This window comes from Halospina sp. K52047b (assembly GCF_008709855.1).
Taxonomy (GTDB): domain Bacteria; phylum Pseudomonadota; class Gammaproteobacteria; order Pseudomonadales; family Oleiphilaceae; genus Halospina; species Halospina utahensis_B.
This window is the reverse complement of record NZ_VYJH01000002.1, coordinates 34,849-59,317: the sequence shown is the minus strand read 5'-3', so window position 1 is coordinate 59,317 and position 24,469 is coordinate 34,849. Positions and strand designations below refer to the sequence as shown.

At 63.0% G+C, this 24,469-nt stretch carries 25 protein-coding genes; 6 read left to right on the top strand and 19 right to left on the bottom strand.

Annotation, left to right across the window (positions count from 1 at the left end; genetic code table 11):
• The first annotated feature begins 12 nt into the window (after nucleotides 1-12).
• Nucleotides 13-486, top strand: coding sequence for a cell division inhibitor SulA (locus tag F3089_RS02715; protein WP_151439332.1), 474 nt, complete (start codon nucleotides 13-15; stop codon nucleotides 484-486).
• Here the strand turns inward: F3089_RS02715 and F3089_RS02710 are convergent.
• Both F3089_RS02710 and F3089_RS02705 read right to left on the bottom strand, forming a co-directional pair.
• On the bottom strand, nucleotides 480-743 hold the full coding sequence (locus F3089_RS02710; RefSeq protein WP_095617092.1) for a hypothetical protein: 264 nt from the start codon (nucleotides 741-743) through the stop codon (nucleotides 480-482). The genes F3089_RS02715 and F3089_RS02710 overlap by 7 nt on opposite strands.
• Nucleotides 744-755: 12 nt before the next feature.
• Nucleotides 756-1,241, bottom strand: coding sequence for a DUF6586 family protein (locus F3089_RS02705; RefSeq protein WP_151439331.1), 486 nt, complete (start codon nucleotides 1,239-1,241; stop codon nucleotides 756-758).
• Nucleotides 1,242-1,405: 164 nt separating this feature from the next.
• On the opposite strand from F3089_RS02705, the gene F3089_RS02700 reads away from it, so the two are divergent.
• Nucleotides 1,406-2,440 carry a response regulator gene (locus tag F3089_RS02700; protein ID WP_151439330.1) on the top strand — a complete coding sequence of 345 codons (1,035 nt, stop codon included), beginning with the start codon at nucleotides 1,406-1,408 and terminating at the stop codon, nucleotides 2,438-2,440.
• On the top strand, nucleotides 2,437-3,414 hold the full coding sequence (locus F3089_RS02695; RefSeq protein WP_151439329.1) for a sensor domain-containing diguanylate cyclase: 978 nt from the start codon (nucleotides 2,437-2,439) through the stop codon (nucleotides 3,412-3,414). The genes F3089_RS02700 and F3089_RS02695 overlap by 4 nt, the downstream gene beginning before the upstream one ends.
• Here the strand turns inward: F3089_RS02695 and F3089_RS02690 are convergent.
• Nucleotides 3,404-8,269, bottom strand: coding sequence for an NAD-glutamate dehydrogenase (locus tag F3089_RS02690; protein ID WP_151439328.1), 4,866 nt, complete (start codon nucleotides 8,267-8,269; stop codon nucleotides 3,404-3,406). The two genes, F3089_RS02695 and F3089_RS02690, sit on opposite strands and share 11 nt — an antisense overlap.
• A 227-nt stretch (nucleotides 8,270-8,496) precedes the next feature.
• Between F3089_RS02690 and F3089_RS02685 the strand changes: the two genes are divergently transcribed.
• Nucleotides 8,497-10,164: a BatD family protein gene (locus tag F3089_RS02685; protein ID WP_151439327.1), complete on the top strand. Its 1,668-nt coding sequence runs from the start codon at nucleotides 8,497-8,499 to the stop codon at nucleotides 10,162-10,164.
• Here F3089_RS02685 and ccmI read toward each other — a convergent pair.
• The 9 genes from ccmI to ccmA are packed head-to-tail and all read right to left on the bottom strand — an operon-like array spanning nucleotide 10,161 to nucleotide 16,951.
• Nucleotides 10,161-11,090, bottom strand: a complete 930-nt coding sequence (gene ccmI, locus F3089_RS02680; protein WP_151439326.1) for a c-type cytochrome biogenesis protein CcmI — start codon at nucleotides 11,088-11,090, stop codon at nucleotides 10,161-10,163. The two genes, F3089_RS02685 and ccmI, sit on opposite strands and share 4 nt — an antisense overlap.
• A 22-nt stretch (nucleotides 11,091-11,112) precedes the next feature.
• Nucleotides 11,113-11,586, bottom strand: coding sequence for a cytochrome c-type biogenesis protein (locus F3089_RS02675; RefSeq protein WP_151439325.1), 474 nt, complete (start codon nucleotides 11,584-11,586; stop codon nucleotides 11,113-11,115).
• Nucleotides 11,561-12,094 (bottom strand): DsbE family thiol:disulfide interchange protein, encoded by a 534-nt coding sequence (locus tag F3089_RS02670; RefSeq protein ID WP_151439324.1) that lies wholly within the window; start codon nucleotides 12,092-12,094, stop codon nucleotides 11,561-11,563. The genes F3089_RS02675 and F3089_RS02670 overlap by 26 nt, the downstream gene beginning before the upstream one ends.
• Nucleotides 12,091-14,094: a heme lyase CcmF/NrfE family subunit gene (locus F3089_RS02665; protein ID WP_151439323.1), complete on the bottom strand. Its 2,004-nt coding sequence runs from the start codon at nucleotides 14,092-14,094 to the stop codon at nucleotides 12,091-12,093. The genes F3089_RS02670 and F3089_RS02665 overlap by 4 nt, the downstream gene beginning before the upstream one ends.
• Before the next feature lie 36 nt (nucleotides 14,095-14,130).
• Nucleotides 14,131-14,625: a cytochrome c maturation protein CcmE gene (gene ccmE / locus F3089_RS02660; RefSeq protein WP_151439322.1), complete on the bottom strand. Its 495-nt coding sequence runs from the start codon at nucleotides 14,623-14,625 to the stop codon at nucleotides 14,131-14,133.
• Nucleotides 14,609-14,824 (bottom strand): heme exporter protein CcmD, encoded by a 216-nt coding sequence (gene ccmD / locus F3089_RS02655; RefSeq protein WP_151439321.1) that lies wholly within the window; start codon nucleotides 14,822-14,824, stop codon nucleotides 14,609-14,611. Before ccmD ends, ccmE begins: the two co-directional genes overlap by 17 nt.
• Before the next feature lie 18 nt (nucleotides 14,825-14,842).
• Entirely contained in the window at nucleotides 14,843-15,580 is a 738-nt protein-coding gene (locus F3089_RS02650; protein ID WP_151439320.1) for a heme ABC transporter permease, read from the bottom strand.
• Between the two features lie 20 nt (nucleotides 15,581-15,600).
• A complete protein-coding gene (gene ccmB, locus F3089_RS02645; protein ID WP_151439649.1) occupies nucleotides 15,601-16,326 on the bottom strand; it encodes a heme exporter protein CcmB in 726 nt (241 codons plus the stop codon).
• Nucleotides 16,316-16,951: a cytochrome c biogenesis heme-transporting ATPase CcmA gene (ccmA, locus tag F3089_RS02640; RefSeq protein ID WP_151439319.1), complete on the bottom strand. Its 636-nt coding sequence runs from the start codon at nucleotides 16,949-16,951 to the stop codon at nucleotides 16,316-16,318. Before ccmA ends, ccmB begins: the two co-directional genes overlap by 11 nt.
• A 109-nt stretch (nucleotides 16,952-17,060) precedes the next feature.
• Here ccmA and fliK point away from each other — a divergent pair, with 109 nt between their 5' ends.
• Both fliK and F3089_RS02630 read left to right on the top strand, forming a co-directional pair.
• Nucleotides 17,061-18,518, top strand: a complete 1,458-nt coding sequence (gene fliK, locus F3089_RS02635; protein WP_192497256.1) for a flagellar hook-length control protein FliK — start codon at nucleotides 17,061-17,063, stop codon at nucleotides 18,516-18,518.
• Nucleotides 18,511-18,807, top strand: coding sequence for an EscU/YscU/HrcU family type III secretion system export apparatus switch protein (locus F3089_RS02630; protein WP_151439317.1), 297 nt, complete (start codon nucleotides 18,511-18,513; stop codon nucleotides 18,805-18,807). Before fliK ends, F3089_RS02630 begins: the two co-directional genes overlap by 8 nt.
• Here the strand turns inward: F3089_RS02630 and F3089_RS02625 are convergent.
• The 7 genes from F3089_RS02625 to F3089_RS02595 all read right to left on the bottom strand — a co-directional run bounded on the left by F3089_RS02625 (nucleotide 18,804) and on the right by F3089_RS02595 (nucleotide 24,441).
• Nucleotides 18,804-19,226 carry a DUF2802 domain-containing protein gene (locus F3089_RS02625; RefSeq protein ID WP_151439316.1) on the bottom strand — a complete coding sequence of 141 codons (423 nt, stop codon included), beginning with the start codon at nucleotides 19,224-19,226 and terminating at the stop codon, nucleotides 18,804-18,806. The genes F3089_RS02630 and F3089_RS02625 overlap by 4 nt on opposite strands.
• A gap of 23 nt (nucleotides 19,227-19,249) precedes the next feature.
• Nucleotides 19,250-19,744, bottom strand: coding sequence for a chemotaxis protein CheW (locus F3089_RS02620; RefSeq protein ID WP_151439315.1), 495 nt, complete (start codon nucleotides 19,742-19,744; stop codon nucleotides 19,250-19,252).
• A gap of 93 nt (nucleotides 19,745-19,837) precedes the next feature.
• Nucleotides 19,838-20,797 carry a chemotaxis protein CheW gene (locus F3089_RS02615; protein ID WP_192497255.1) on the bottom strand — a complete coding sequence of 320 codons (960 nt, stop codon included), beginning with the start codon at nucleotides 20,795-20,797 and terminating at the stop codon, nucleotides 19,838-19,840.
• Between the two features lie 21 nt (nucleotides 20,798-20,818).
• A complete protein-coding gene (locus F3089_RS02610; RefSeq protein WP_151439313.1) occupies nucleotides 20,819-21,628 on the bottom strand; it encodes a ParA family protein in 810 nt (269 codons plus the stop codon).
• Nucleotides 21,629-21,780: 152 nt separating this feature from the next.
• A complete protein-coding gene (locus F3089_RS02605) occupies nucleotides 21,781-22,509 on the bottom strand; it encodes an OmpA family protein (RefSeq protein ID WP_151439312.1) in 729 nt (242 codons plus the stop codon).
• A gap of 10 nt (nucleotides 22,510-22,519) precedes the next feature.
• Nucleotides 22,520-23,263 (bottom strand): flagellar motor protein, encoded by a 744-nt coding sequence (locus F3089_RS02600; RefSeq protein WP_077531619.1) that lies wholly within the window; start codon nucleotides 23,261-23,263, stop codon nucleotides 22,520-22,522.
• Nucleotides 23,263-24,441 (bottom strand): protein-glutamate methylesterase/protein-glutamine glutaminase, encoded by a 1,179-nt coding sequence (locus F3089_RS02595; protein WP_151439311.1) that lies wholly within the window; start codon nucleotides 24,439-24,441, stop codon nucleotides 23,263-23,265. The genes F3089_RS02600 and F3089_RS02595 overlap by 1 nt, the downstream gene beginning before the upstream one ends.
• Nucleotides 24,442-24,469 lie beyond the last annotated feature (28 nt).

Sequence of the window (24,469 nt, the reverse complement as noted above, 5' to 3'; positions counted from 1 at the left end):
AGGAGCCCCATCATGGAACAACTGGATCTCACCCCACAGGAACAGCGGAATCCCCCTGCCACCGAGACCGCCTCGGGAACCGGCGAAGGCGGCAGGAGTCACGCTCCGGAGGCGCCGGAGGCGAACGTGACGGAGATTATCCTGCCGGAGGAACAGATCGAGAACTTCCAGCTGCTGCTGCCGATGCTGACCCAGCTCAACCAGGAGGAACGCTGGCTGGCCTGGATCGACCCACCGGCAGGACTGGTTGGCAAGTGGCAGCAGCATCACGGCATCATCCAGCACCAGCTTCTGATCCTCCGCTCCTCGGCCCAGCACAGCGCCGAGACGCTGGCGGAAAAAGCGCTGTCAGCTGGTACCTGCCATGCTGTGGTGCTCTGGACCTCGGGACTGAGCCGCCACAGCTATGGCCGCCTGGAGAACGCCTCCGTACGCGGTCACAGCCATGGAGTCATACTGCGGCAGAGACAGACCCATTCTCAGTGAACGGTCTGGTTGTAGGCGGGGGGCATGGTGTCTTCTTCTTCCATCTCCATGTCACCGATGTCATCGGTGGTGGACCCCGCCGCCTCCAGGCCGGCGGTGATCATGGCCTTGGCCACGTTCAGGTCATTGTCCTGGAGCATCTCCTTGGCTTCATCTGAGAAACGGATCCGCACCAGGGGGGTACTTTCATCATCCGCCCGGCGCAGCGCGTACTCACCGGTGGGCAGTTGAATGATTTCCAGAAAGGATGTGGGCATAGACAACGCCTTTTACCATTGGTCATGACGTTCCACGAACGTCTCAAAATAATCCCTGAAGTCACTGATCAGTGATCGAAGGGCGTCGGGAGAACAGTCCGGCCCTGCCGCTGCAACGGCGATCAGCGCTTCGTCACGCGGTCGCGATGCACGCCTCCCGGGCTCCTGCTGACGCGTCAGCAGTACTTCCAGCCTCGACCACCAGCTGTTACCGTCCGCGGCAGCAGCTGACAACACCTGAACCTCACCGGGTTGGTCGCCAACCCTCGCGCGCAGGGTCGCCAGGGAATCGACATCACCCGCCTCATCACTGGCGCTTTCAGCCACCAGCTTCAGGAGGAGTGCTCTGGCCTCGGCAAGCAGAGCCACAGTGCCCTGAAGCAGTGCCTCGCCCGTTACCACTGTTTTCGGAGAACCAGAGTCCTCCGAGAGACGCACCAGCTGGCCCGCCAGGGTCAGTTTTTCCCGGATCAGTGAACACCTGTCGGCATCCGCCATCTGCGGTTCTCCCGCGCAGTCACGTAAGGCCATACTATCATGAACACGTCCTGCTGACTTCCCCGCCCCGATCCATGTGAAAAATCCAATGCACCTGCTACCTTTCTGGAATACGTTACTGGGACTGACCTGGTGCCTTTCTCCCCCAATTTTCCGGAGCATCGATGTCCACAGGCGTGATCATCTGCGACGACTCCTCCATGGCACGCAAACAGATGGCCCGGGCCCTGCCTGCGGACTGGGACACCACGCTGACCTTTGTGGAGGACGGCGATGCCTGCCTTGAGGCGATCCGTGACGGTAAGGGCTCTGTGGTCTTTCTCGATCTCAATATGCCGGGCTCCGACGGATACGTGGTGCTCGAGCATGTACATCGGGAAGAACTGCCCGCCCTTGTACTTGTCGTTTCCGGGGACATCCAACCCGAGGCTTACAGGCGGGTCCTACGGCTTGGTGCGCTCAATTTCATCCGTAAACCCATCGACCCTCAGGTTCTCGCGCAGACCCTGAAAGACTATGGACTTTACAGTCCCTCTGGGCATGGCACGGAGAATGTAACCGCACCGCCCACTCCAGGCTCGGATCCGGATGTGCCCTGGCAGGATGCGCTTCAGGAGATTGCCAATATTGCCATGGGTCAGGCAGGCGACCTTCTGGCACGGCTGCTGGATGTATTCATCAAACTTCCCGTGCCGCGCGTCAACATGCTGGCAGCCTCGGAGCTGCGAATGGCCCTGAACATCACGGATTCGACCTCCACCTGGTCAGGCGTGTGCCAGGGATTCAGTGGCGCCGGCATCACCGGGGAGGGCCTTTTACTGTTCAATAATGCCCGGCTGGAGACACTGTCCCACCTGCTCGGCTACCCGGAGGAGGACAATGCCAGCAACAACACCGAACCGCTCATGGACCTTTCCAGTATCATGGTAGGGGCGTTCCTGCGCGGCTTCGGGCAACAGATGGACAGACAGTTCGGACTGAGTCACCCGGTTGTTCTCGGTACGCATCTGGACATCAGCGATCTCCTGGACGGAAGCCAGTATGCGTGGCAGCAGATCCTGACCATCGAACTCACCTACACCATCGAATCCCACGACCTCGAGTGCGACCTGCTTCTGCTGTTCAGTGAGGAATCCGTAGCTCCGCTGCGCGAGGCTCTCGCGTGGCTTCCCGATCCCAGCACGGGGAGTTCAGCATGACGGAATCAAGAAATACTCTGCATGAATTCCACTGGATCATGGATATGCTCCAGACCATTGAGGTTGGGCTGGTGGTACTGGATCGCCAGCTCCGCATCCAGCTCTGGAATGGGTTCATGGAAAATCACAGCGGCTTCAGTGCCACCCGGGTCCAGGATTGCTCACTCTTAGAGATTTTTCCGGAAATCCATGAAGGCTGGATCTGGCGCAAGATGGAAACCGCGCTGACACTGAACATGCGCACCTTCACCACCTGGGAACAACGCCCCCACCCGTTCCCTTTCCGTAATGCACGACCGATTACGGGCACCGAGCCCTATATGTACCAGAACATCACCTTCAGCCCCCTAACCAGTGCCTCAGGGGAGGTGGACCATGTCTGCCTGGTGGTTTACGACGTCACGGACAGTGCGACTGCCAAACTCCGGATGGAGCGTTCCAACGCCCGCCTGCAGCAGCAGAGCCAGAGCGATGGCCTGACCGGGCTGCTCAATCGCTGTGCCTGGGAGTCACTCCTGGCCAGCGAATTTGAGCGATTCCGCCGCTACGGGAGCATCGGAACGCTGCTGATGCTCGACATTGATCACTTCAAGCCCATTAACGATACCTGGGGACACCAGGCCGGTGACGATGTTATCCGGGCGGTTTCAGGGATGATCTCGGAACGCCTCAGACAGACGGACATAGCGGGTCGCTACGGAGGCGAGGAATTCGCCGTGATACTGCCGGAAACGGATATCGGGGGCGGTGAGATACTGGGCGAACGGCTACGGCAGTCGATCAGCACCATGGAAGTGACGACCGAGGCCGGCATTATTCAATGCACGATCAGCCTCGGCGTCGCCCAGGTGAGCAGCACGATGGGCGATCACCACCAGTGGCTGTCACTGGTCGATAAGGCGCTCTATGCGGCCAAGGACAATGGCCGCAATCAGATCGCCCTCGCTGAAACCCCGCACCCGGTCAGCCGCTGATGCCCACGTGCACAGTGCTCTGCGCCAGATCCAGCAGTTCCCGCAGGGCAACGGAGAACATAGCGTATTCCGGCGTGTTCTGACTGCGCAGCTCCCCCATGATGCCGTGCCAGCGCTCGATCAGACCGGCATGCTCACTGGCCCAGGTCTGGAGGGTGGTCTGTAGATCCGTACCCGGAGTACGTGACCGCAGTATCCCCGTCGTCAGCGCACGCTGCTGCCAGTTCAGGTCCTCGCGGAAACTTTCCCGGGCCAGCGCCTCCCAGTGGCTGCGGGGCACCAGCGCGGATATGGCGCTGGCGAACCAGTCCAGCTCCAGCTCGTCTCCCACCGCGAAGTAGAGATGCGCTACTTCCTTGAGGTCCAGACCGGTTTCCTCGCGGGCATCGATGATCCCCAGCCCGGAGAGAAGGTGGCCGGAGCCGGCGACAACCCCGGCAAGCGGCTCGGGAACGCCCTCACCCGTCAGCCGGTCACGCTCCTGCTGCCAGAGATCCAGCGCCCGCTCACCAATGTAGGACGGCAGATCACCCGCCATGGCGTCCAGCCGGGTCTGGAAACGTTCAACCTGGGTCGGCATGTCGATTTCACTCCGCCGGTTGCGCAGAAGCCAGCGCGCACCGCGCCGCACAAGGCGCATCAGTTCACTCTGGAGCTCAATCTGGAGGTCGCTCGAGATGCTGTAGTCCAACGCCTCCACCTGCTGCCACCAGTAATCCAGGCGATAGATCCTCTTGGAGATAAGATAGGCCCTGGCAATGGATGGCAGCGCTGCGCCGGTGGACTGCTGAAGCCGTTCCACAAAGGTCATGCCCATATGATTGACCAGATCATTGGCCACCCGTGTGGCAATGATCTCGCGCCGCAGCTGGTGCTGCTCAAGCGCCTGGTCGAAACGTTCGACCAGCTGTGAGGGGAACATCTCCCGGATCATGGGCTTGACCCCGGGATCCTCCGGAAGATCGCTGGCGACCAGCACCTGCTTGAGGTCTGCCTTAACCACCGCGATCAGCACTGACAGTTCCGGGCGGGTCAGCCCCTGCCCGTTCAGCTGGCGCTCGTTCAGCGCCTCTTCGTCGGGCAGATTCTCGAGCCCACGGTCGAGCAGGCCCCGGTTCTCGTACCGGACCATCAGGCGCCGGTACTCCTCAAGCCTCTCAGCCCCTTCCGAGTTCGCGATGGAAATCGCCTGGGTCTGGCGGTAGTTGTTCTCCAGCACCAGGCGGGAGACATCCTCGGTCATGCTGGTGAGGAACTCATTACGCTGCTTGAAGGTCAGATCCCCCTGGGCCACCTGCCGGTTGAGCAGGATCTTCATGTTGACCTCCCGGTCGGAGCAGTCCACCCCACCGGAGTTGTCAATGAAATCGGTGTTGCAGCGACCGCCATGGCGCGCAAACTCCACGCGCCCGGCCTGGGACATGCCCAGGTTGCCGCCCTCGCCCACAACACGCGAGCCCAGTTCGGCCCCGTCCACTCGCAGTCCGTCGTTGGCCTTATCTCCCACATCGCCATGGGATTCGTGGCGGCTCTTGACGAAGGTGCCGATACCACCGAGCCAGAGCAGGTCATGCCGCATTCGCAGCAGGTGGGAAATCAGCATGTTTGGCGGCATGTGATCGGAACGGGTGCCGAGCAGCTCCTTGACCGGCTGGCTCAGCGGGACCGACTTGGAGGCCCGGCTGAACACGCCCCCGCCTTCGGAAATCACCCCGGTATCGTACTCCTCCCATGAGGAGCCCGGCAGCGCGAACAGGCGCTCGCGCTCACGGAAGCTCGCCTCGGGGTCCGGATCCGGGTCCAGGAAGATGTGCTGGTGATTGAAGGCCGCCACCAGACGGATCTTTCTGGACAGCAGCATGCCGTTACCGAACACGTCGCCGGCCATGTCACCGATCCCGACGACGCTGAACTCATCAGTATCGGTGTTCACGCCCAGCTCGCGGAAGTGGCGTTCCACGGACACCCAGGCCCCTTTGGCGGTGATCCCCATCTTCTTGTGGTCATACCCATAGCTGCCGCCGGAGGCGAAACCGTCCTCCATCCAGAAGCCGTATTCGTTGGAGATCTCGTTGGCCAGATCCGAGAAGGTCGCCGTCCCCTTATCCGGTGCCACCACCAGGTAGTAGTCGTCCTCATCGTGACGGATGACACCTTTGGGCGGGATCACTTCGCCATCAACAAAGTTGTCCGTCACATCCAGAAGCCCCCGGATGAAGCAGCTGTAGGCGGCACGCCCGGCGGCCTGCACCTCCTGACGGTCGGCGTCCCGGTGAATCTGTTTGGCGACGAAACCGCCCTTGGCCCCCACGGGCACAATCACCGCGTTCTTGACCTGCTGGGCCTTCACCAGCCCCAGGATCTCGGTGCGGTAATCCTCGAACCGGTCCGACCACCGCAGCCCCCCGCGTGCCACCTTGCCACCGCGCAGGTGAACCCCTTCCACCTGGGGCGAGTACACAAAAATCTCATAGACCGGCCGCGGGCGCGGCAGGTCGGCAAGCTGGGAAGGATCAAATTTCAGGCTGATGCAGTTGCTGTCCCCGTTGCTCCCCTCCTGGTAGAAATTGGTCCGGGTCGTGGCCTGCATCAGCTCAAGGAACAGCCGCAGAACCCGATCCTCGCTCAGGTTCGGTACCTCATCCAGGCCACTGCCGAACTCAATGGCGATCTTTTTCTGGGCCGCCTCGCACTGGCGCTCGCTCTGGTAACGCTCTGGGTTGAAGCGCACATCGAAGAACTGCAGAAGCAGTGATACCAGCTTGCCATGTCGTGCCAGGGTTCCGGCGATGAAGGTCTGGCTGTTGCTGATGCGGATCTGCTGCATATAGCGCGCATAGGCCCGCAGCAGCGAGATGGAACGCCAGTCCAGGTAGCCGGCCAGCAGCAGCTGGTTGAAGTGGTCGTTCTCCCCCTCGCCATGCCAGACACGGGTGAACAGCGATTCAAAGATGGGCCTGATGCGCTCAATGTCGATGGGCTCGCCGGAGCGTGAGCGCAGCGCGAAATCATGGATCCAGTGGGTATTGCCGCTGCGGTCCGTGATCTCGAACGGATGCTCGCCGATCACCCTGAAACCGATGTTCTCGAACACCGGAATCACGTCGGAAAGCGGCAGCTGCTGATGCGGATGGAACAGCTTGAAGTGCAGCGTGTTGGCGCTCTCCTCCGGATCCCGGTAGAAGCTCATGGCCATCCGGCCGGTTTCATGGATCCGGTCCAGGTATTCCACGTCAATCGCGGCACGCCGTGCCGAGAACATGTCCCGGTAGCCCGCCGGAAAGGCATTCTCATAGCAGGCGGAGAGCCGGGTCCCGATCTCTTCACCGTGGTGCTCGATCAGAGCCTCCTGCAGGGTGTCCTGCCAGGAGCGCGCCAGTTCCACCAGTTTCTGCTGCAGTTCCTCCACCGGCAGAACCCGGTTCTCCTGGGGCTGAACCCGTACTGTGAACTGGGTGCGCGCCAGCACGGATTCCGAGAAATAGGTGGTGAAATCAATGCCCTCGGCATCCAGCGCCCGCACGATGGCATTCTGCATGCTCACCCGCAGCTGGGTTGAATACAGTTCGCGCGGCACGAATGCCAGACAGGTTACGAACTGGCCATAGACGTCCTCGCGCATGAACAACCGGATCTTGCGCCGTTCCTGGATATAGAGGATGGCCTTGGCCACATCCACCAGCTCGTCCCCCCCGATCTGGAAAAGCTGGTCCCGGGGGTAGACCGTCAGGATCTGATCCAGTTCCTTGCCCGCGTAGTCCTCACGCGGGAACCCTGACTGGCTCAGCACGTATTCGATCTTGCGCCGCAGCAGAGGAATCTCATCCGGGCGCTCATGGTAAACCCGTGAGGTGTAGAGACCGAGGAAGCGACGCTCGCCCACGACACGCCCTTTCTCATCCAGTTTCTTGATGGCGATGTAGTCCGGATACGCCGGCCTGTGGATGCGTGAGCGCTGGGCGGACTTGCCGAAAATGAACAGACTGCTGCTGTCGGTCATGGCCTCGCGCGTCTGGCGCGGCATGTCCTTCATGCGGATGCTGCTCGGCCGCTCATTGTAGGTTCGCAGAATCCCCAGTTCGGAATCCGGCACCTGCCGGATCTCCGTGCGCCGGTTCTCACGCACGAAGTCGTACTCGTCATAGCCCAGGAAGGTGAAACGGTCATCCACCAGCCATTCCAGAAAGGCCCTGGCCTCGCTGACCTCCTCCGACGACAGCGTCTTCGGCGGGTCCGCCAGCTCATCCAGTATGGCCGTTGCCTTGTCGCGCATACGGGGGAAGTCCGACACCGCAATCCGGACCTCTCCAAGTACCTGCTCCACGTCGGCACGCAGGGCACTCAGGGCGGCGCTGTCCGAGTGGCGATCCACTTCCATCACGATCAGGGCTTCCTCGCCCGGCTCGAGCGGCTTCTTCACGGCCTCGTTAAGCCGCACCAGATCGCCTTTTTCATCACGCTCGGGATTGAGGATGGTGTAATGGATGGTATGGATATTCAATTCCCGGGCATTGACCTCCATGCGCATGGAGTCGATCAGGAAGGGGATGTTCGGATGCAGCACGAACATCACCGTATGGCTGGACTCCCAGCCATCCTTCTCCAGATCCGGATTGAACACCCAGACCCGCGACTCCTGGCCCGGACCCTGCTGGACAAACTCCCAGGCTGAGAGCACAGCTCCGTAGGCATCAAGGAAGCGCTGCTGGACCAACTCAGCGAAGGGCATGTGTTCGAAATAGCGCTGGGCGAAGTCGCTGATGCGATCCGCCTGGTCTGCCGGAAGACGCTCTCTCAGCGCCCCATCGAGCTTCTGCTGGAACTCCGCCATGGTGGAGAAGGTTTCCTCATTCATGATGGCATCCTGTGGCCGTCGGTCTGCGTTCCCTCAGCATAGACAAAACCACGCCCTATGGCCCATGGATTTGCGGTAACTCCTTATGGATGGCCGCATTCAATTACGATTTGGAAATAACCCGGCTGATCCGGAACTGTGTCCCGTTCCGTGGCTTGAGCCTTGCCGCCGGGTGCGCGAGGATGTGACACGGATTGCCCACCCGGACCAGGAGCAACTGCGCTGTCATGCGGATCTGTCGGATTACCCTGTGCACTTTTGCCCTGCTGGCGATGCTGACCGGCTGGAGCAGTATCGCCTTGGCGGACCTCACCGCCTCGGCCAATCCCAAACGCCTCTATGCCAATGAACTGATCACCCTCACCCTCGACACCGAAACCGAACTCGACTTCAGTCTGGGCTCACTGCTCAACCCCGCGGAGATGGATATCCCCCATCCCAACACAGCCCCACTGGAGCACGATTTCCGGATTCTGGACCGCCACCAGCGCATGGCCATCCAATCCAAGAACGGCGTCAACCGGGGGCAGGTCACCTGGACCTTTCTCCTGGCTCCCCGAAGAGCGGGCGAGCTGACCATTCCCGCACTGCAGTTCCAGGACATGCAGAGCCGCTCCATTGACGTCACCGTCATGCCCGGCGTGGCGCCCGCGGAACGCGCCGAACCCGAAGCCCGGCTGGACGTCAACCTGAGTGAGGGGGAAGTCTATGTGCAGCAGCAGATCATCCTGACCCAGCGCGTCTACTATGAGCCACCCCTGGCGCAGGCGAATCTATCCTCACCCACGATTCCTGATGCCATGGTCAAACCACTGGGTGAGCAGCGCGAATACAGGGCCGAAAGGGACGGGCGTGAATGGCAGGTGGTGGAGCGGCGCTTTGTGATCGTCCCTCAGTCCGCCGGCACCCTGATTCTTCCCGAACAGCGCTTTGAGGCACGCAAGCAGACCGAAGGCGGCGATCTGGTACCCGTAATCGCCACCGCGCCGTCCCAGCGCATCAAGGTACATCCGCCACCGGAATCCTTCACCGGCGAAATCTGGCTGCCCGCGCGCAACCTGGAACTCACTCAGGAGTGGTCGGATTCCCCGGAATCGGTGCACGCCGGCGACAGCATACGCCGTGACATCCATATACGGGCTGTGGGTGTGGCTCCCGAGTCTCTGCCCCGACTCACCATCGGTTATCCGGACAGCCTGAGGGAGTACCCCAGCCCCTGGAAATCAGAGTCACGCTTGACCGGAGACAGCATCGAGGGGCGGCTGCGCAAGCGTTCCAGCCTGGTCCCCATTGAACCAGGCCGAATCACCCTGCCGGAAGTCCGCATTCCCTGGTGGGACGTGGAAGAGAATGAGCAGCGTGAGGCTGTGCTACAGGCCCATGAAATGAAGGTTGAGCCCGCGGCCGGCGCCGAAGCCAACGAAAGCGCCGAGAAGGACGTCGGGGAGGCACTCTCCAGGATCAACCTCTCCCGCCCCGGCAGTACCGCCCTGCCTCCGCTGTGGTTCTGGCTGGCTGTGGTGCTCGCCTCCGGGTGGCTGATCACGGGCATCGCGTGGTGGCGCAACCGCCACACCAGGGACGACACGCTGGCGCTGAGCACTGAGGAGAAAGCCAACCGGGAGCGTTTCCGTGCTCTGTGTGAGCATGCCCGCAGGGGCGAGGCGGACACCCTGACCCTGCTGCCCCACTGGGCGGCGGTACATTTCAATCGCCCGTCTCTGCGTACTGTGGGCGATGTCACCGCCTACCTGAATGACCCCCAGCTCACCCGGGAACTTCAGGCGCTGGAGCGCCATCTGTTTGCCAATCCGGATGAACGTGAGGCCTGGGAGGGGGATGAACTGGTGGGCGTACTGAGGCGGCTCGCCGGCCGCCCCCGCAACGGTTCCTAGCTGCCCGATTCGCCGCTCTGATTGCGGTCCTCCTGACGGAGGTCCTCGGGCACCGGCTCTCCAAGCTCTGAATACGCTGCTGCCACCCCCCGCCGGATGCTGTCGGCCTGCGGGTGATCCGGGGCGATCTCCAGAATGCGCTCCCAGTAGTCCAGCGCCTCGCGGTAGTCGCCACTGCGGAACGCCTCAACGCCCAGAAGGCCCAGGCTGTTGACCTCATCCGGGTTACCCTCGCGGGCACGGCTGATGGCATTATCAACTTCAGCGGTCACCTCCCCCTGGTTGGCCATGAACAGGGCCTGGGCCCGCAGCCCAAGGGCTGCCGCCGGGTTCCCGTCTCCGGCACGCTCAATGGCGCGCGCCAGTTCGCCATAGGCTTCGGCAGCCTGCCGGAAGCGCTCGAGCTGCATGTAGCTGCGCCCCAGCATGGCCCACCCCTGTGGATTATCCGGGTCCGCCTCCAGCCGTGCCTGAAGGCGCTGCACCATGGCATCCACATCGGACGCATCCATACCGCCCTGCATCATCTGCTGACGTTCGCGGAACTGCGCCACCTGGTCACTGGCGCCCAGCGAATCATAGAGCAGGAAGGCCCCCACCGGCAGCGCCAGCACCAGCACCAGCGTCGTGATCACGACACCAGCGCGCCCCCGGGAGCTGCCGTCACTTTCTGCGCCCTCCACCTCGACATCGCGCAGAAGACGCATCTCCAGTTCATCCTTGAGGGACTCGAACCCCGATTCATCCAGGGCTCCCTCATCCCGCTCGCGTTCCAGCTCGGCAAGACGGGCTCGGTAGGTGGCAAGGTTCTGCTCGCGATACTGCACCATGGGCCTGGAGCGGCGGGCGAACAGCATCGGATAGATGACAAAGACCAGCGCCAGGATGATCAGAAGGAGGACGGCAAGCCAGAAATTCAGGGGCATAAAAGCTCACTCGGGTTGGGATTCATTCATCACGCAGCCACTGCTCCGCGCGGCGACGCTCTTCGTCGGACAGCGGGGTTGAATCAAGCTGTCGGCGTGCGCGATTCCGCGCCACCAGAGCAAGCACCACGCCGACACCGATCACCAGCGCCACAAAGGGGCCGATCCAGAGTGCCCAGGTGCGGGGGGCGAACTCCGGCCGATAGCTCACGAAACTGCCGAAACGATCCACCATGGCCTGGCGGATCTCCTCATCCGTGGCACCCTCGCGCATCATCCGGCGAACGCGCTCGCGCATGTCCTCAGAGATGGGGGCTCCGGATTCGGCAATGGATTCATTCTGACACTTCGGGCACCTGAGCTCCCGCGTGAGTTCGCTGAAACGTTCACGCAGCTGCGGGTCCTCGAAACGCTCCTGGGCCGCAGCCGGCATGGCAAGCAGCATCACAGCCAGCAGCAACAGGACGGCTTCAACCGTCTTGACGGTAACGTTCATAGAGCGGCTCAAAATCGGACTCCCAGACGTCTTGATCCACCACGCCCACATGACGGTGGCGGACGATGCCCTCGGCATCGATCAGATAGGTTTCCGGTGCGCCATAGACACCGAGGTCAAATCCCAGGCTGCCTTCCGGGTCATAGATCACCTGGGTGTAAGGGTCGCCACGCTCGGCCAGCCATTCCACAGCCTTATCCCGCTCATCCTTGTAGTTGAGCCCCACAATGGGCACCCCCTGCTCCGCAAGCCGGTTAAGGTGTGGATGCTCCACGCGGCAGGCCGCACACCAGGTCGCCCAGACGTTCAACAGCTGAACCTTGCCCTTCAGCATCTCCGGCCTGGCAGGTGATTCGGCTTCACGAAGCATGGGCAGTTCGAAAGACGGCACCTCACGGCCCACCAGCGCGGAATCCAGCTCACTGGGGTCCTCACCGAGGCCCCAATAGAGGACTACACCCAGCGTGACCGCTAGAACCAGCGGCAGGAAAAGCCAGATCCGGTTCATGACGCCGCTCCTTCAGCCACGGGCTGGCTGGCCCTGGGCTTTTCGGCCACGGTGACCGTCTGCCTCTGGCGCACGCGGTAACGCCGATCACTGACCGCAAAGGCACCACCGAGCGCCATGAAAAGGGCACCGCCCCAGATCCAGCGCACCATGGGCTTGTACTGGATGCGCACGCTCCAGGCCGTCTGTCCCTCAACATTCTCACCCAGAGCCACAAACAGGTCCTTGAGAACCCCGGCGCTGATGCCGGCATTGGTCATGACGCTGTCCCGGACCGGATAGTGGCGTTTCTCCGGGTAAACGGTGGTCACTTTCTCACCCTCCCGGTAGATGTCAAAGGTTGCCCGCTGTGCCGTGAAGTTGGGCCCCTGGCGTTCCCCCAGATCCGCGAAATGCCATTCATAGCCGGCAACCTCGAGTCGGTCGCCCGGGGCCATCCGCCGGTCCTGCTCCACCCCGTGGATGGAGACCATGGTGGCGCCGGCGATCGACATGGCCAGGCCCACGTGCCCCAGAACCATGCCGTTGTAGCTGCGCGAAAGCCGGCGCAGGCCATGCCAGCGACCCTGGCGGCTGGCTGTCTTGTCCCAGACGTCCCTGAGCGTGGTGAAGGCAACCCATGCCGCCACCATCAGACCGATGACGCTGAGGACACTGAGTTCCCCCACCATCAGCAGTGGCGTGACCACCGCAACGATGACACTGAGCACGGCCGGCACCAGCAGCTTGCGCAGCACCATGTCCACGGGCGTGCGCTTCCAGCGTGTCAGCACCCCGAAGCCCAGAATGACCCCGGTCATCAGGGCAATGGGCACGAACGTGATGTTGAAGTAGGGTTCCCCCACGGACAGGGTTCCGCCTCCCATGTAATCGAGGATCAGCGGGAAAATGGTTCCCAGGAGAACCACAAAGGTCGCCACCACCAGGAAGACATTGTTCAGCAGCAGCAGGGCTTCCCGGGAGAACAGGGTGAAGCCGGTACGGCCCTGCACCGCCGGCGCCCGGATCGCGTAGAGGGCCAGAGAGCCAACCACGGTGACCGCCAGCATCATCAGTATGAAGAAGCCCCGTTCCGGATCGGTGGCGAACGCATGCACCGAGGTCAGCACCCCGGAGCGCACCAGGAAGGTCCCCAGTATGCTCAGCGCGAACGTCATGATGGCCAGCAGCACCGTCCAGCTCTTGAAGACACCACGCTTCTCGGTCACCGCCAGTGAATGGATCAGAGCCGTGCCCACAAGCCAGGGCATGAAGGAGGCATTCTCGACCGGGTCCCAGAACCACCAGCCGCCCCAACCAAGCTCGTAGTAGGCCCACCAGCTGCCCAGGGCGATACCAAGGGTGAGAAAGGCCCACGCCACCGTGGTCCAGGGGCGCGACCAGCGGGCCCAGACGGCATCCAGGCGGCCACCCAGCAGCGAGGCGATGGCGAAAGCAAACACCACTGAGAAGCCCACATAGCCCATGTAGAGCATCGGCGGATGAGCGATCAGACCGAAATCCTGCAGCAGCGGGTTCAGGTCGGCCCCATCCCGGGGAATATTCGGCAGCATGCGCTCAAAGGGATTGGAGGTGATCAGCGTAAACAGCATGAAGCCAACTCCGATCAGCCCCATGATGGACAGCACCCGGGCCCGCATCTCGTCCGGGAGGTTGCGGCTGAACAGGGCCACCGCCAGCGTCCAGGCCCCCAGGATCAGCACCCAGAGCAGCATCGAGCCCTCGTGACCGCCCCAGACTGCACTGAACTTATAGTACCAGGGCAGCATACTGTTGCTGTTGTTGGCCACATAGCCCACGGAGAAGTCATCGACCATGAAGGACCAGGTAAGGCAGGCGTAGCTGAGCACGAGCATCACAAACATGCCCGCCACCAGCGGCCGGTCAAAGGCCATCAGGCCCGGATGGCGGATCGTCGCCCCTGTCATGGGCACCACCACCAGCGCCACCGCCATAAGCAACGCCAGGATCAGTGCGAAATTGCCGAGTTCAGGAACCATTATTTCTCCTGCGTCAGAGTCACTGCCACCAGCACCTCAGGTGCCGCTGCTACTGCTGTTACCGTGATCCATTCCTTCTGCCGGGTAGTCACCCCCTTCCTTCAGGCGCCCGGATTTCTCCAGGGCCTTCTTGACCTCGGGCGGCATGTAGTCCTCATCATGCTTTGCCAGTACCTGGTCCGCCCTGAGCATGCCGTCCTCGTTCAGCTCACCAAGCGCCACAACGCCCTGGCCCTCCCGGAACAGGTCCGGCAGGATCCCTTTGTATTCAACCGGCACCCGACCCTGGTTGTCCGTGATGACAAAGCGGACCTTCAGGGAATCCGGATCACGCTTGAGACTGCCCTGCGCGACCAGGCCACCGGCCCGGATCCGCTGCTGGACCGGCGCCTTGCCGGTTGCAATCTCGGCGGGGCTGTAGAAGAGATTCATGTTCTCCTGCAGGGCGACCACCGCCAGCGATACGGCCACGGCAAAGCCCGCGAACAGAGCCAGAACGATGGTGAGACGGCGTTTACGCACCGGATGCATTGTGTGTCTTTCCTCCACTGCCATGGCGTTGTGCCTCACTGCGCATGAGGCGGCGATGATGCTTAATGACCTGCCGACGCTGGATAGCGGTGGCAAGGATCAGCCCCAGGATCACCAGTATGAATGTGGCGTAACTGAACCAGACGTAGGCCCCGTGGCCTCCCATCGTGATCAGTGCCTGGAATGAATCGAACTGCATATATCGCCTCCGAGGCCCCTATTGTGCCAGAACCCAGTCCCGAACCCAGCGTGCGCGCCGCTCTCTTAACAGAATGTCATTACGCATGCGCCAGAGAATCAGCCAGGCCACAAGCAGGTGGAATCCCAGCAGGCAGATCAGCAGCGGCACCCACATGCTGGCCGGCATGGAGGGCGCCTCCGTCACCTTGATGGTTGCCGGCTGATGCAGCGTGTTCCACCACTCCACCGAGTACTTGATGATGGGGATGTTCACCACGCCCACAATCACCAGGATGGCGCTGGCGCGTGCACGCACGTCCGGATCCTCCATGGCACCACGCAGCGCCATCACCCCCAGGTACAGGAACAGCAGCAGCAGCATGGAGGTCAGGCGCGCGTCCCAGACCCACCAGGTGCCCCAGGTGGGTTTGCCCCAGACCGCCCCGGTGAGAAGCGCCAGGAATGTCATGGCCGCTCCCACCGCCGTGGCGGAAGCGATGAAGGTGTCCGCCATCTTCATCCGCCACACAAGCCCCACCACACCGGCGACGGCCATGGCCACATAGAGTGACTGCCCGAGATAGGCTGAAGGTACATGGATGAAGATGATGCGGTAACTGTCCCCCTGCTGGTAGTCGGCGGGCGCGAACAACAGCCCCCAGACCACGCCCGCTGTCAGGACAATCAGGGCCGACCATCCCAGCCAGGGCATCAGCCGGCCGGCGATGCCAAAGAACCACTTGGGGGAGCCCAGTTTGTGAAACCATTGCCACATGTGGCGATCCTCAGTTCATTTCACCCATTGGAAACACTGATGCGCAACGCTCCGGCGATGGCCAGCGGTGCCAGCACCACTGCCAGCGACAGCATGGCCCCCAAAAGGGCCAGATGCCCGGTGATGGAAGCGCCTTCCACGGCGGCCGTCACCGCTCCGGTGCCAAAGATCAGCACCGGCACATAGAAGGGGGTCATGATCAGAACCAGCAGCACACCACTGCCACGCAGGCTCACCGTCAGCGCGGCACCGATAGCGCCAACCAGCACCAGAACGGGCGTACCCACCAGCAGCGTCAGAACCAGAACCAGCCCGGTGCCCGGGCTCAGGTGCAGCATGACAGCCAGCACGGGCACCAGCAGCACCAGTGGCAACACCGTGGTGACCCATACGGCGGCAACCCGTGCCAGTGCCAGCAGCGCCAGCGGCTGGGGGGACAGCACCCATTGTTCCAGATGCCCATCCGCATAGTCATTGCGGAACAACAAGTTCAGGGACAGGAGTATGGACAGCAGTGCTGCCACCCAGACGATGCCCGGACCGGCCTGCCGCAGGAACTCCGGCTCAGGGCTTACCCCCAGCGGGAACAGCGAGACAATGAGTACAAAGAACACCAGCGGATTCATCAGATCCTGGCGGTTGCGGAATGCAATGAGCCATTCCCGGCGCACGGTCTCAACAGCCGCGCGCGGCCAGCCGCCCTCCTGTTCCTGGAGGCGTACCGGGACCCTGGGTTCAGACCGCATCATAGCCCTCCCCCAGTGTCAGTACCTGAACCCCTTCCAGCGCCAGGCGGTGATGGGTCGTCAGGATGACCGCGCCCCCGGCCCGCACGCGGTTGGCAAGCAGGGCCTCGAGCTGGGCCACCGCCTCCCGGTCCACGGCCGTGAAGGCCTCATCCAGAATCCACAGAGGGGCGCTGGAAAGATACAGGCGTGCCAGTGCCACCCGTCGCTGCTGCCCCGCGGAGAGCTGCGCCGCCGGGAGGTCCTCATACCCGGAAAGCCCCGCATCCGCCAGTGCCGCCATCACCTGTTCAGGCACCGCGGGCGTGCGCATGGCCTGCCATCCGGCGAGATTCTCATAGGCAGTGAGAGAAGATGAAACGCCCGCATTGTGCCCCAGAAACAGCAGATTCGCCTGGTACTGGGTCCTGACCCGGTGCACCGGTTCCCCCTGCCAGAGCAGCTCCCCCTCGAAAGCGGGATTCAGGCCTGCCAGTATCCGTAGAAGAGTGGTCTTGCCCACACCATTGGGTCCGGCGATCCGCCACAGTTCACCGCTGCCGACCCTGAAGTCAAGGCCGCTGAACAGGGGGCGGTCATCGCGTTCACAGTGGATCTGCCGGGCTTCGAGCAGGGTACTGGTCATGGTCCATCCGGCCGGTGGGTTCTGCGGGTTGGGTCTGCCCCCGCCGGGCGCCTATTATATAGAAAACGACCGGCTTTTGCCGCCATCAACGGCCACGGGGAATACCGTCGTGAAAGTGCCTGTTCTTTCGCTGCTGACTCGAACCGGCAGCAGCCAGCCCACCGGAGCCGACCCCGCCCGTCTGGCGACACAGCTAGAGCGCGCGGGGCTGCGTGAGGGCGAGCCCCGACTTGCCCGGCTGCTGCAGGCCGAGGGTGGCAGCCGCGCGGCCGGTGACGGCACCCGGGCGGCCCCCGGGACCCGCCTGCTGCTGGAGGTAGGAGGCCAGAAGCTGCCCGTGCGCAGCGACCAGCCGCTGGATACGGGCACCATGGTGAAGGTCATGCGGGCGGGCAATGAACTGCGCCTTTTAGAGAGCCTTCAGCAGCCTTCACGCAGCACCCTGAGCCAGTCACTGGCCAACCGGATTCCCTTTCAGCATGACCTGGGGCAGGGCCTCAGCCGCCTCGCCGCCCAGACCAATGACCCGGCGCTGCCCCAGCAGATCCGTCAGGGTCTGGCCCAGCTTACCCAGCTCATGCCCCCGGCACCGCGATCGGTGCAGGGAGCCATGGGCTCAAACGGAGCGCCCCCCCAGTCTGCGGCAACGCCCGGGGTGGGGATAGCAACTGGTTCCGCAACGGTCACCACCAACAGCGCCAGTGGCCCTACCGGACTGCCAGCCCTGGACAGCATGAGCGGCGCCCAGGTCCGTGAATGGATAAGCCAGAGCGGGCTCTTCCGGGAGTCCAGCATGCTCCACCAGCCCCCATCAGGCGCCACGGAAAGCGCTGCCCAACCCCGTGCCGACCTCAAAAGCCAGCTGATCCAGCTGGCCGCCCAGCTGCTGCCCCGGGTGACCGGCACCTCGTCCGATCAGAGCGGCGCCAGCCTTCACCGCCTCATCGGCCAGCTTGGCCCCATGACCACCTCCTCAATGGACGACACCGGCGCCCTGCGCTTCCCCACATCGCCAGCGACCGGCTCCAGCAGCGGCGCGGCCCCCGGCGGCAACAGCAGCTCCATGGGGGCCGGGGAAATGCTCCGGCTCCTGGCGGGCATGATCAATCGGCTGACCGTGAATCAGCTCCATTCACAGGCCGCCAGCGCTGGAGCCGATGCCAATGCCCCCAACCAGACCTGGATCCTGGAGCTGCCCTGGGTATCAGGCAACCAGGAGGTGCGGATTCTCCAGGGGCGTCTGGAGGAGTACGGCCCTCGGGATGCGGACCCGGACGATGCCAGTGACAGCCGATCCCTTGAGCGGGAATGGCAGCTGACGCTGGCCCTGTCCTTCGATACCACGGGTCCGCTTTACTTTGAAATCAACCTCCGTGGACGCCAGCTCAGAACCCAGGTCTGGGCCGAGAAACCGGCGACCGCCGAGCTGATTGAAAACACCCGGGAACGGCTGGAAACGGCGCTTTCGAAACTGGATCTGGACGTGGTACCGGTGGAATGCATGGAGGGACAGCCTCCGGCCCGGATCACCCGGCTCACCCAGCAACTGGTGGACGAACATGCCTGACAACCGCGATCACGAGGCGGCCATCGCCCTGACCTATGACGGCGCGAACGCCCCCACTGTCTCGGGCACCGGGCAGGACGAACTGGCCCGGGAGATGATCCGCATCGCGCAGGAGAATGGTGTGCCGCTCTATGAGGATCCGGACCTGGCGGCCCTGCTCAGCCGGCTGGATCTCGGCGAGGCGATTCCCGAAACACTCTATCGGGTCATTGCCGAGATCCTGGCCTACAGCTTCTATCTCCAGGGATTCACCCCGGAAGATTTCCAGGATGGGAGACGGAAAGGCTAGACGACCTCGTCGGTCCCGGCATGCTCTTGGCTCCGGGTCTGGCCCTTGCGCAAAGCCGACACCAGCTCCGCCTCTGGGCGGGAGATACCGCAGGAGTTCATCAGATCCTCGGTACCGGCACCCAGCTCCACCAGTTTGGAAGCTTCGTCATAGGGCACCCGGAGGGGGTCGTTCAGCCGCATTTCCTCCAGGGCACCACTGAGGCGGTGAAGGGACTGTTCACAGGCCACAAGGCGACGCCCTACCCCCATGCTGCCACTGCTGACCGCGTGCAGCTCCCGGCCCAGGTCATCACAGCGCTGGCGCCAGTGGGCCTCCATACGATTCATCCGGACCCGGTTGGCGACGCCCTGAGCCGCCACCAGTGCAATGGCCAGAGCCGTAACAGCCCAGGGAAGAAGTGTGTCGATCATGTCCATGCCAGCCTCCTTTCGCTGACCACCTAGAGCGCCTCGATCTCGGCCCACTCCTCGTCGGTCAGCATTTTCTCGAATGCCACCAGAATCACCAGCTCACCCTCACGGTTACAGACACCGTGAATGAAGCGGGCACTTTCCTCGTTACCCACATTGGGTGCGCTCTCAATCTCGCTCTGGCGGATGTAGATGACCTCGGCCACAGCGTCCACCAGGATGCCGATTACCTGTTCCTCTGCCTCAAGCACCACAATGCGCGTGGAATCCGTGACTTCACCATCCGGCAGCCCGAAACGCCGCCGGGTGTCGATCACCGTCACGACATTGCCGCGCAGGTTGATGATGCCAAGTACGTAATCCGGCGCCCCGGGCACCGGCGCGATTTCTGTGTACCGCAGCACTTCCTGGATCTGCATGACGTTGAGGCCATAGGTCTCATCCGCCAGCCGGAAGGTCACATACTGCAGCACCGGGTCATCACTGCTCTGCTGGGCCGCGTTCTGAATGCTCTGGGTCGCCATATCCGCCTCTCTGTCCGGGCAACTGTCAATATTTCATCACTGCGCACCCTGCACTATAGAACAGAGCACAAACTGTGCCACTCCCCGCTATTCTCAGCGGTCAAGATCCGGATTGCGCTCGGTTTCCGCTTTCTGCAGAAGTGCAGCCATCCGGGACACATCCAGCAGGGCGCACATTTCCTTTTTTATGGTGCCTGCCAACCACTGCCTCCGGCCACCCTCACTGCGCCACTTCACCTCGTCCGGCTGGACGTGGAAGGACTGGGCCACGTTGTCGCACGCCAGCCCCCAGGCGCTGTCCCCGAGCTGGATCACGAAGCGGTAGCCGTCACGGAACTCATCCCGGTAGCGTTCCGGCATGACCCAGCGTGCTGTATCGGCAACCCTGATGGTATGCCCGCCCACGCGCAGCAAGCCCATGAACCAGTCCGGCCGACCGAACAACGGGGTGAGTTCCCGCTCAAGACGGTGCACCTGCCCCAGCAGCACCAGCGGCACCGCCAGCTGAAGCCCCGCCACCCGGAAAATAAGGCACTCAAACCCCTCCTGGGCCCAGGGCGGGCGACCATTACGCCAGGTTCCCGTCTCCGCAACCGGTTCTGAGGGGGCGTCCACCGCCTCGGAAATAACCTGTTGCCGCTCTGGCTCTGGCTCTGGCTCTGGCTCTGGCTCTGGCTCTGGCTCTGGCTCTGGCTCTGGCTCTGGCTCTGGCTCTGGCTCTGGCTCTGGCTCTGGCTCAGCAAGCGTATCAGGTTCGGACGGTGCTTCAACGTCCGGTTCTGGTTCCGGTTCCGGCTCAGGTTCCGGGGGGGCCTCGGGGGCCTGCTCAAGGCTCCGGATGACCGGACTCACCAGCGCCTGGTTCAGAGCCGGTCTCTCCGCCTCGGCCAGCTGCCGGGAGCTGGGCTGGGCCCGGCGCGCACGGGCCCGCCGACGTTCCGGAGCTCCACCATCGCCCTCCTCTGCCCAGGGACTGTCATCACCAGGCGACAGGAGTTCATCAAGGTAATCCCCGATGATGGAATCCGGTCTGTTGCTGCCACGCCCTGCCACTGTCCGGTCTCCTCCGCGGATCTACCGCGCCTCCGCGCTCTGGGGGCTACGCCCGTCATCACCCAGCTTCTCCTGCAGATCGGAGAGCAGGCGGCGATACGCACGTATCCCCTGGGAATCCCGGGAGACAGCCGTCGGCACCACGCCTTTCTGGCTGGCATCCCGTAAACGTGTGTCCACCGGGATGGCGAACCGCCAGAGCTCGTCGCCGTAATCCCGTCGCAACTGGTTCAGGCTCTGAACCGAGGCCTGGGTCCGCCGGTCGTACATGGTTGGAATGATGGTATAGCCCAGTTCGTTCTTCTGACTCTTCATAACCATCTGCAGCGTATGCAGCATCCGGTCCAGCCCCTTGAGGGCCAGGAACTCAGTCTGCACCGGCATCAGCAGGTGCTGAGCCGCCGCCAGAGCATTTATCATCAGCACCCCCAATGAAGGGGAATTGTCGAGCAGAACATAGTCGTAATCGTCCCAGAGCGTGGACAGCGAACGTGAGATCACCAGCCCCATGCCCGAAACACCAACACTGCGGCGCTCCAGCGTGGCCAGGGCACTGGAGGCCGGCATCAGGTGCAGCCCCGGGTGAGCAGTCTCGGTGATCAGTTGCGCTGGCAGCCCGGGCGCCACCTTTCCCTCGTGCTGGAAAAGGTCGTACACCGAATGCTCAATCGCATCCGGGTCATGGCCGAAATAGGTGGTCACCGAGCCATGGGGATCCAGATCCACCATCAGTACGCGATGCCCCGCATCGGCAAGCAATCCACTCAGTGCAACCACGGTGGTGGTCTTGCCCACGCCACCCTTCTGATTCGCCACTGTCCAGATTCGCACCCTTTACTCCCCTGACGTTCATGGTCCTGCCGCGGCCAACCCTTGCCGCCGGAAACCCGCTGCGGCGGCTCCGTGCCGACGCCGCCCCTTCATTACCGGGTGTCGCCGTCCATTTGACTGCTGACGACGTAGAAGCAGATTCCATGCCAGCTTCAGCGTTGCCCCGGTGCCGCCGGAATGCTCCCCTCCGCGCCAATAACCAGGGTGACACGGCGGTTACGCGCCCGCCCGCGTTCAGTGTCATTACGGGCCACGGGGTGATTGTCGCCATAACCGAGCGCTGCCAGCCGCTCACCATCGATCCCGCTGTCCTCGAGCAGGCGCACCACGGCCCCCGCACGCGCTGCGGAGAGTTCCCAGTTGGAGGGGAACCGGCCGGTTCGGATCGGCAGGTTGTCGGTATGGCCCTCGACCACAATGGCATTATCCTGCGATGCCAGCACACCGGCGATACGCACAATTGCGGTCTGCGCCTCGGGGCCGGGCAACACGCCGCCGCTGCGGAATACCAGATCCCCGGGCAGTGTCACTTCCATCCACTTCGCACCTTCACGGAAACGGATCTGGTCGCTTCCCACCAGCCCTTCCAGCGCACTGCCCAGCTCCTCTCGCAATCCCGGATCGGAGAACCCCTGGTCAGCGCTGCCCGATTCAACCGGGGCGGTAATCGGTTCACCGATGGGGATGGGGGTCATGGTCCGCGGCGCTCCCGTGAACACGCCCTGGACGGCGTCGGAAAGCTTGCGGACCTGATCCTGCTCGGCGGTGGAAATGGCATAGAGAAAAACAAAGAACCCGAAAAGCACCGTGACGAAATCGGCATAGGACACCAGCCAGCGGTCGTTGCTTGGTCCTTCGCTGTCACTGCGGCGGCGTCTCATGGTGGGCTCCTCAGCGGTGCATGAAACCCTGCAGCCGCAGTTCAATGGTGTTCGGGTTCTCTCCTTCCAGCACACTGAGAAGGCCGTCGATCATCATCTCCTGATAGCGGCTGCGGTAATGGACCAGACTCCGGAGCTTGCTGGCCACCGGGAAGCACAGCAGGTTCGCCAATGCGATGCCGTAGATGGTGGCCACAAAGGCGGTGGCGATACCCGTTCCCACCTGGGCCGGATCCTCGAGGTGCGTCATGACCTGGATCAGGCCCATGACCGCCCCGATGATGCCGATGGTGGGCGCATACCCCCCCATGGACTCAAACACCCGGGCGGCTTCCAGGTCGCCCTGCTCCCGGGATTCCAGGTCGGTTTCAAGCATGGAACGGATGGTTTCCGGCTCCAGACCGTCAACCAGCAGCTGCAATCCCTTGCGGGCAAAGGGCTCGGTTTCCTGCTCAGCCACCGACTCAAGGCCAAGAATGCCGTCTTTACGGGATTTCATGCTCCAGCCGACCACTTTCTCGACGCCGTCGCCCATACTGACGTCCGGGGGCGAGAAAACCCAGCGCAGCAGCACCGTGGCCCGGCGCAGCACGCCGCTTGGCGTCTGCAGGGTAATGGCCGCAAGGGTGCCGCCAATGACAATCACCACGGCGGGCAGGTTGATCAGCGAACCCAGGGTGCCACCCTCGAGGACGGTCCCCCCGAGCAGCGCGGCAAATGCCAGTATGACCCCAAGCAGGCTGAGCGGATCCATCAGGTGACGCCCTCGATCAGCCGGGCCGCAATCCGGTCCAGCGGCAGCACTTCATCGGTCAGCCCCGCCTTGGCCACGGCCATGGGCATCCCGTAGATCACCGAGGTTTTCTCATCCTGGGACCACACCACGGAGCCGGACTGCTTCATCAGACGGCAGCCCTCCTTACCGTCCGCGCCCATGCCCGTCAGGATCAATGCCAACGTCTTCCCGGGATAGCCACGCGCGATGGAACCAAAAGTGACATCCACGCATGGCCGGTAATTGAGGCGGCCATCGTCCGGTATCACCCGGATGCGGCCGGTTCCCCCCTTCTTCTCAACCAGCATCTGCTGTCCGCCCGGCGCCAGCAGTGCGACGCCGGGTTCAAGGGGATCACCATCCTGAGCCTGTCGCACCTTGATGCGGCAGAGCTTGTCCAGCCGGTCCGCGAAAGCCAGCGTGAAACTGGCCGGCATGTGCTGGACCAGGATGATGGGGGCCGGAAAGCTGGCGGGCAGCTCCGCCAGCACTTTCTGCAGGGCGATGGGCCCTCCCGTGGAGGTGCCGATGGCCACAACGTCGTAATGACGCGCCGCCGTCCGGCGCTGGCTGCCACTACTGCTTTCGGCGGGTTCAGACGCCACGGTGGCTGACTGACGGGAATCGGACCGCTGCCGGCGTTCCGGCGTCGCTGGTCGACGGGGAGCCTGCTCACGGGCGGCGGGGGAAGCAGTATCACTGCTTCCGCTCGCCGGCGCCGATCCTGCACCGGCGCCGGTGCCTCCACCACGGCCGGGATGACTCCGCGCCACTTCAAGCAGGCGCTTGCGCAGGATCTCCTGGAGCCGGCTCGAGGAGCGGGCGATCTCCTCGAAGTTCTTGGGCAGGAAATCCACCGCCCCCGCCTCAAGGGCATCCAGAGTCACGCGCGCGCCCTCGTAGGTCAGCGAGGAGAACATCAGGACCGGGGTGGGACGGCTTTCCATGATCTTCCGGACTGCGGTAATGCCGTCCATGACCGGCATCTCGTAGTCCATGGTGATCACATCCGGGCGGTGTTTCTCAACCAGGCTCAGGGCTTCCTGCCCGTTGGTGGCGGTAGCCACGACCTGAAGCTCTCCGGTGGCGGAGAGAATCTCGCTCAGGCGTTTTCGGAAAAACCCGGAATCATCAACAACAAGGACGGAAACCGTCATCCAAGACTCCAATCACTGGGTCCGGCCC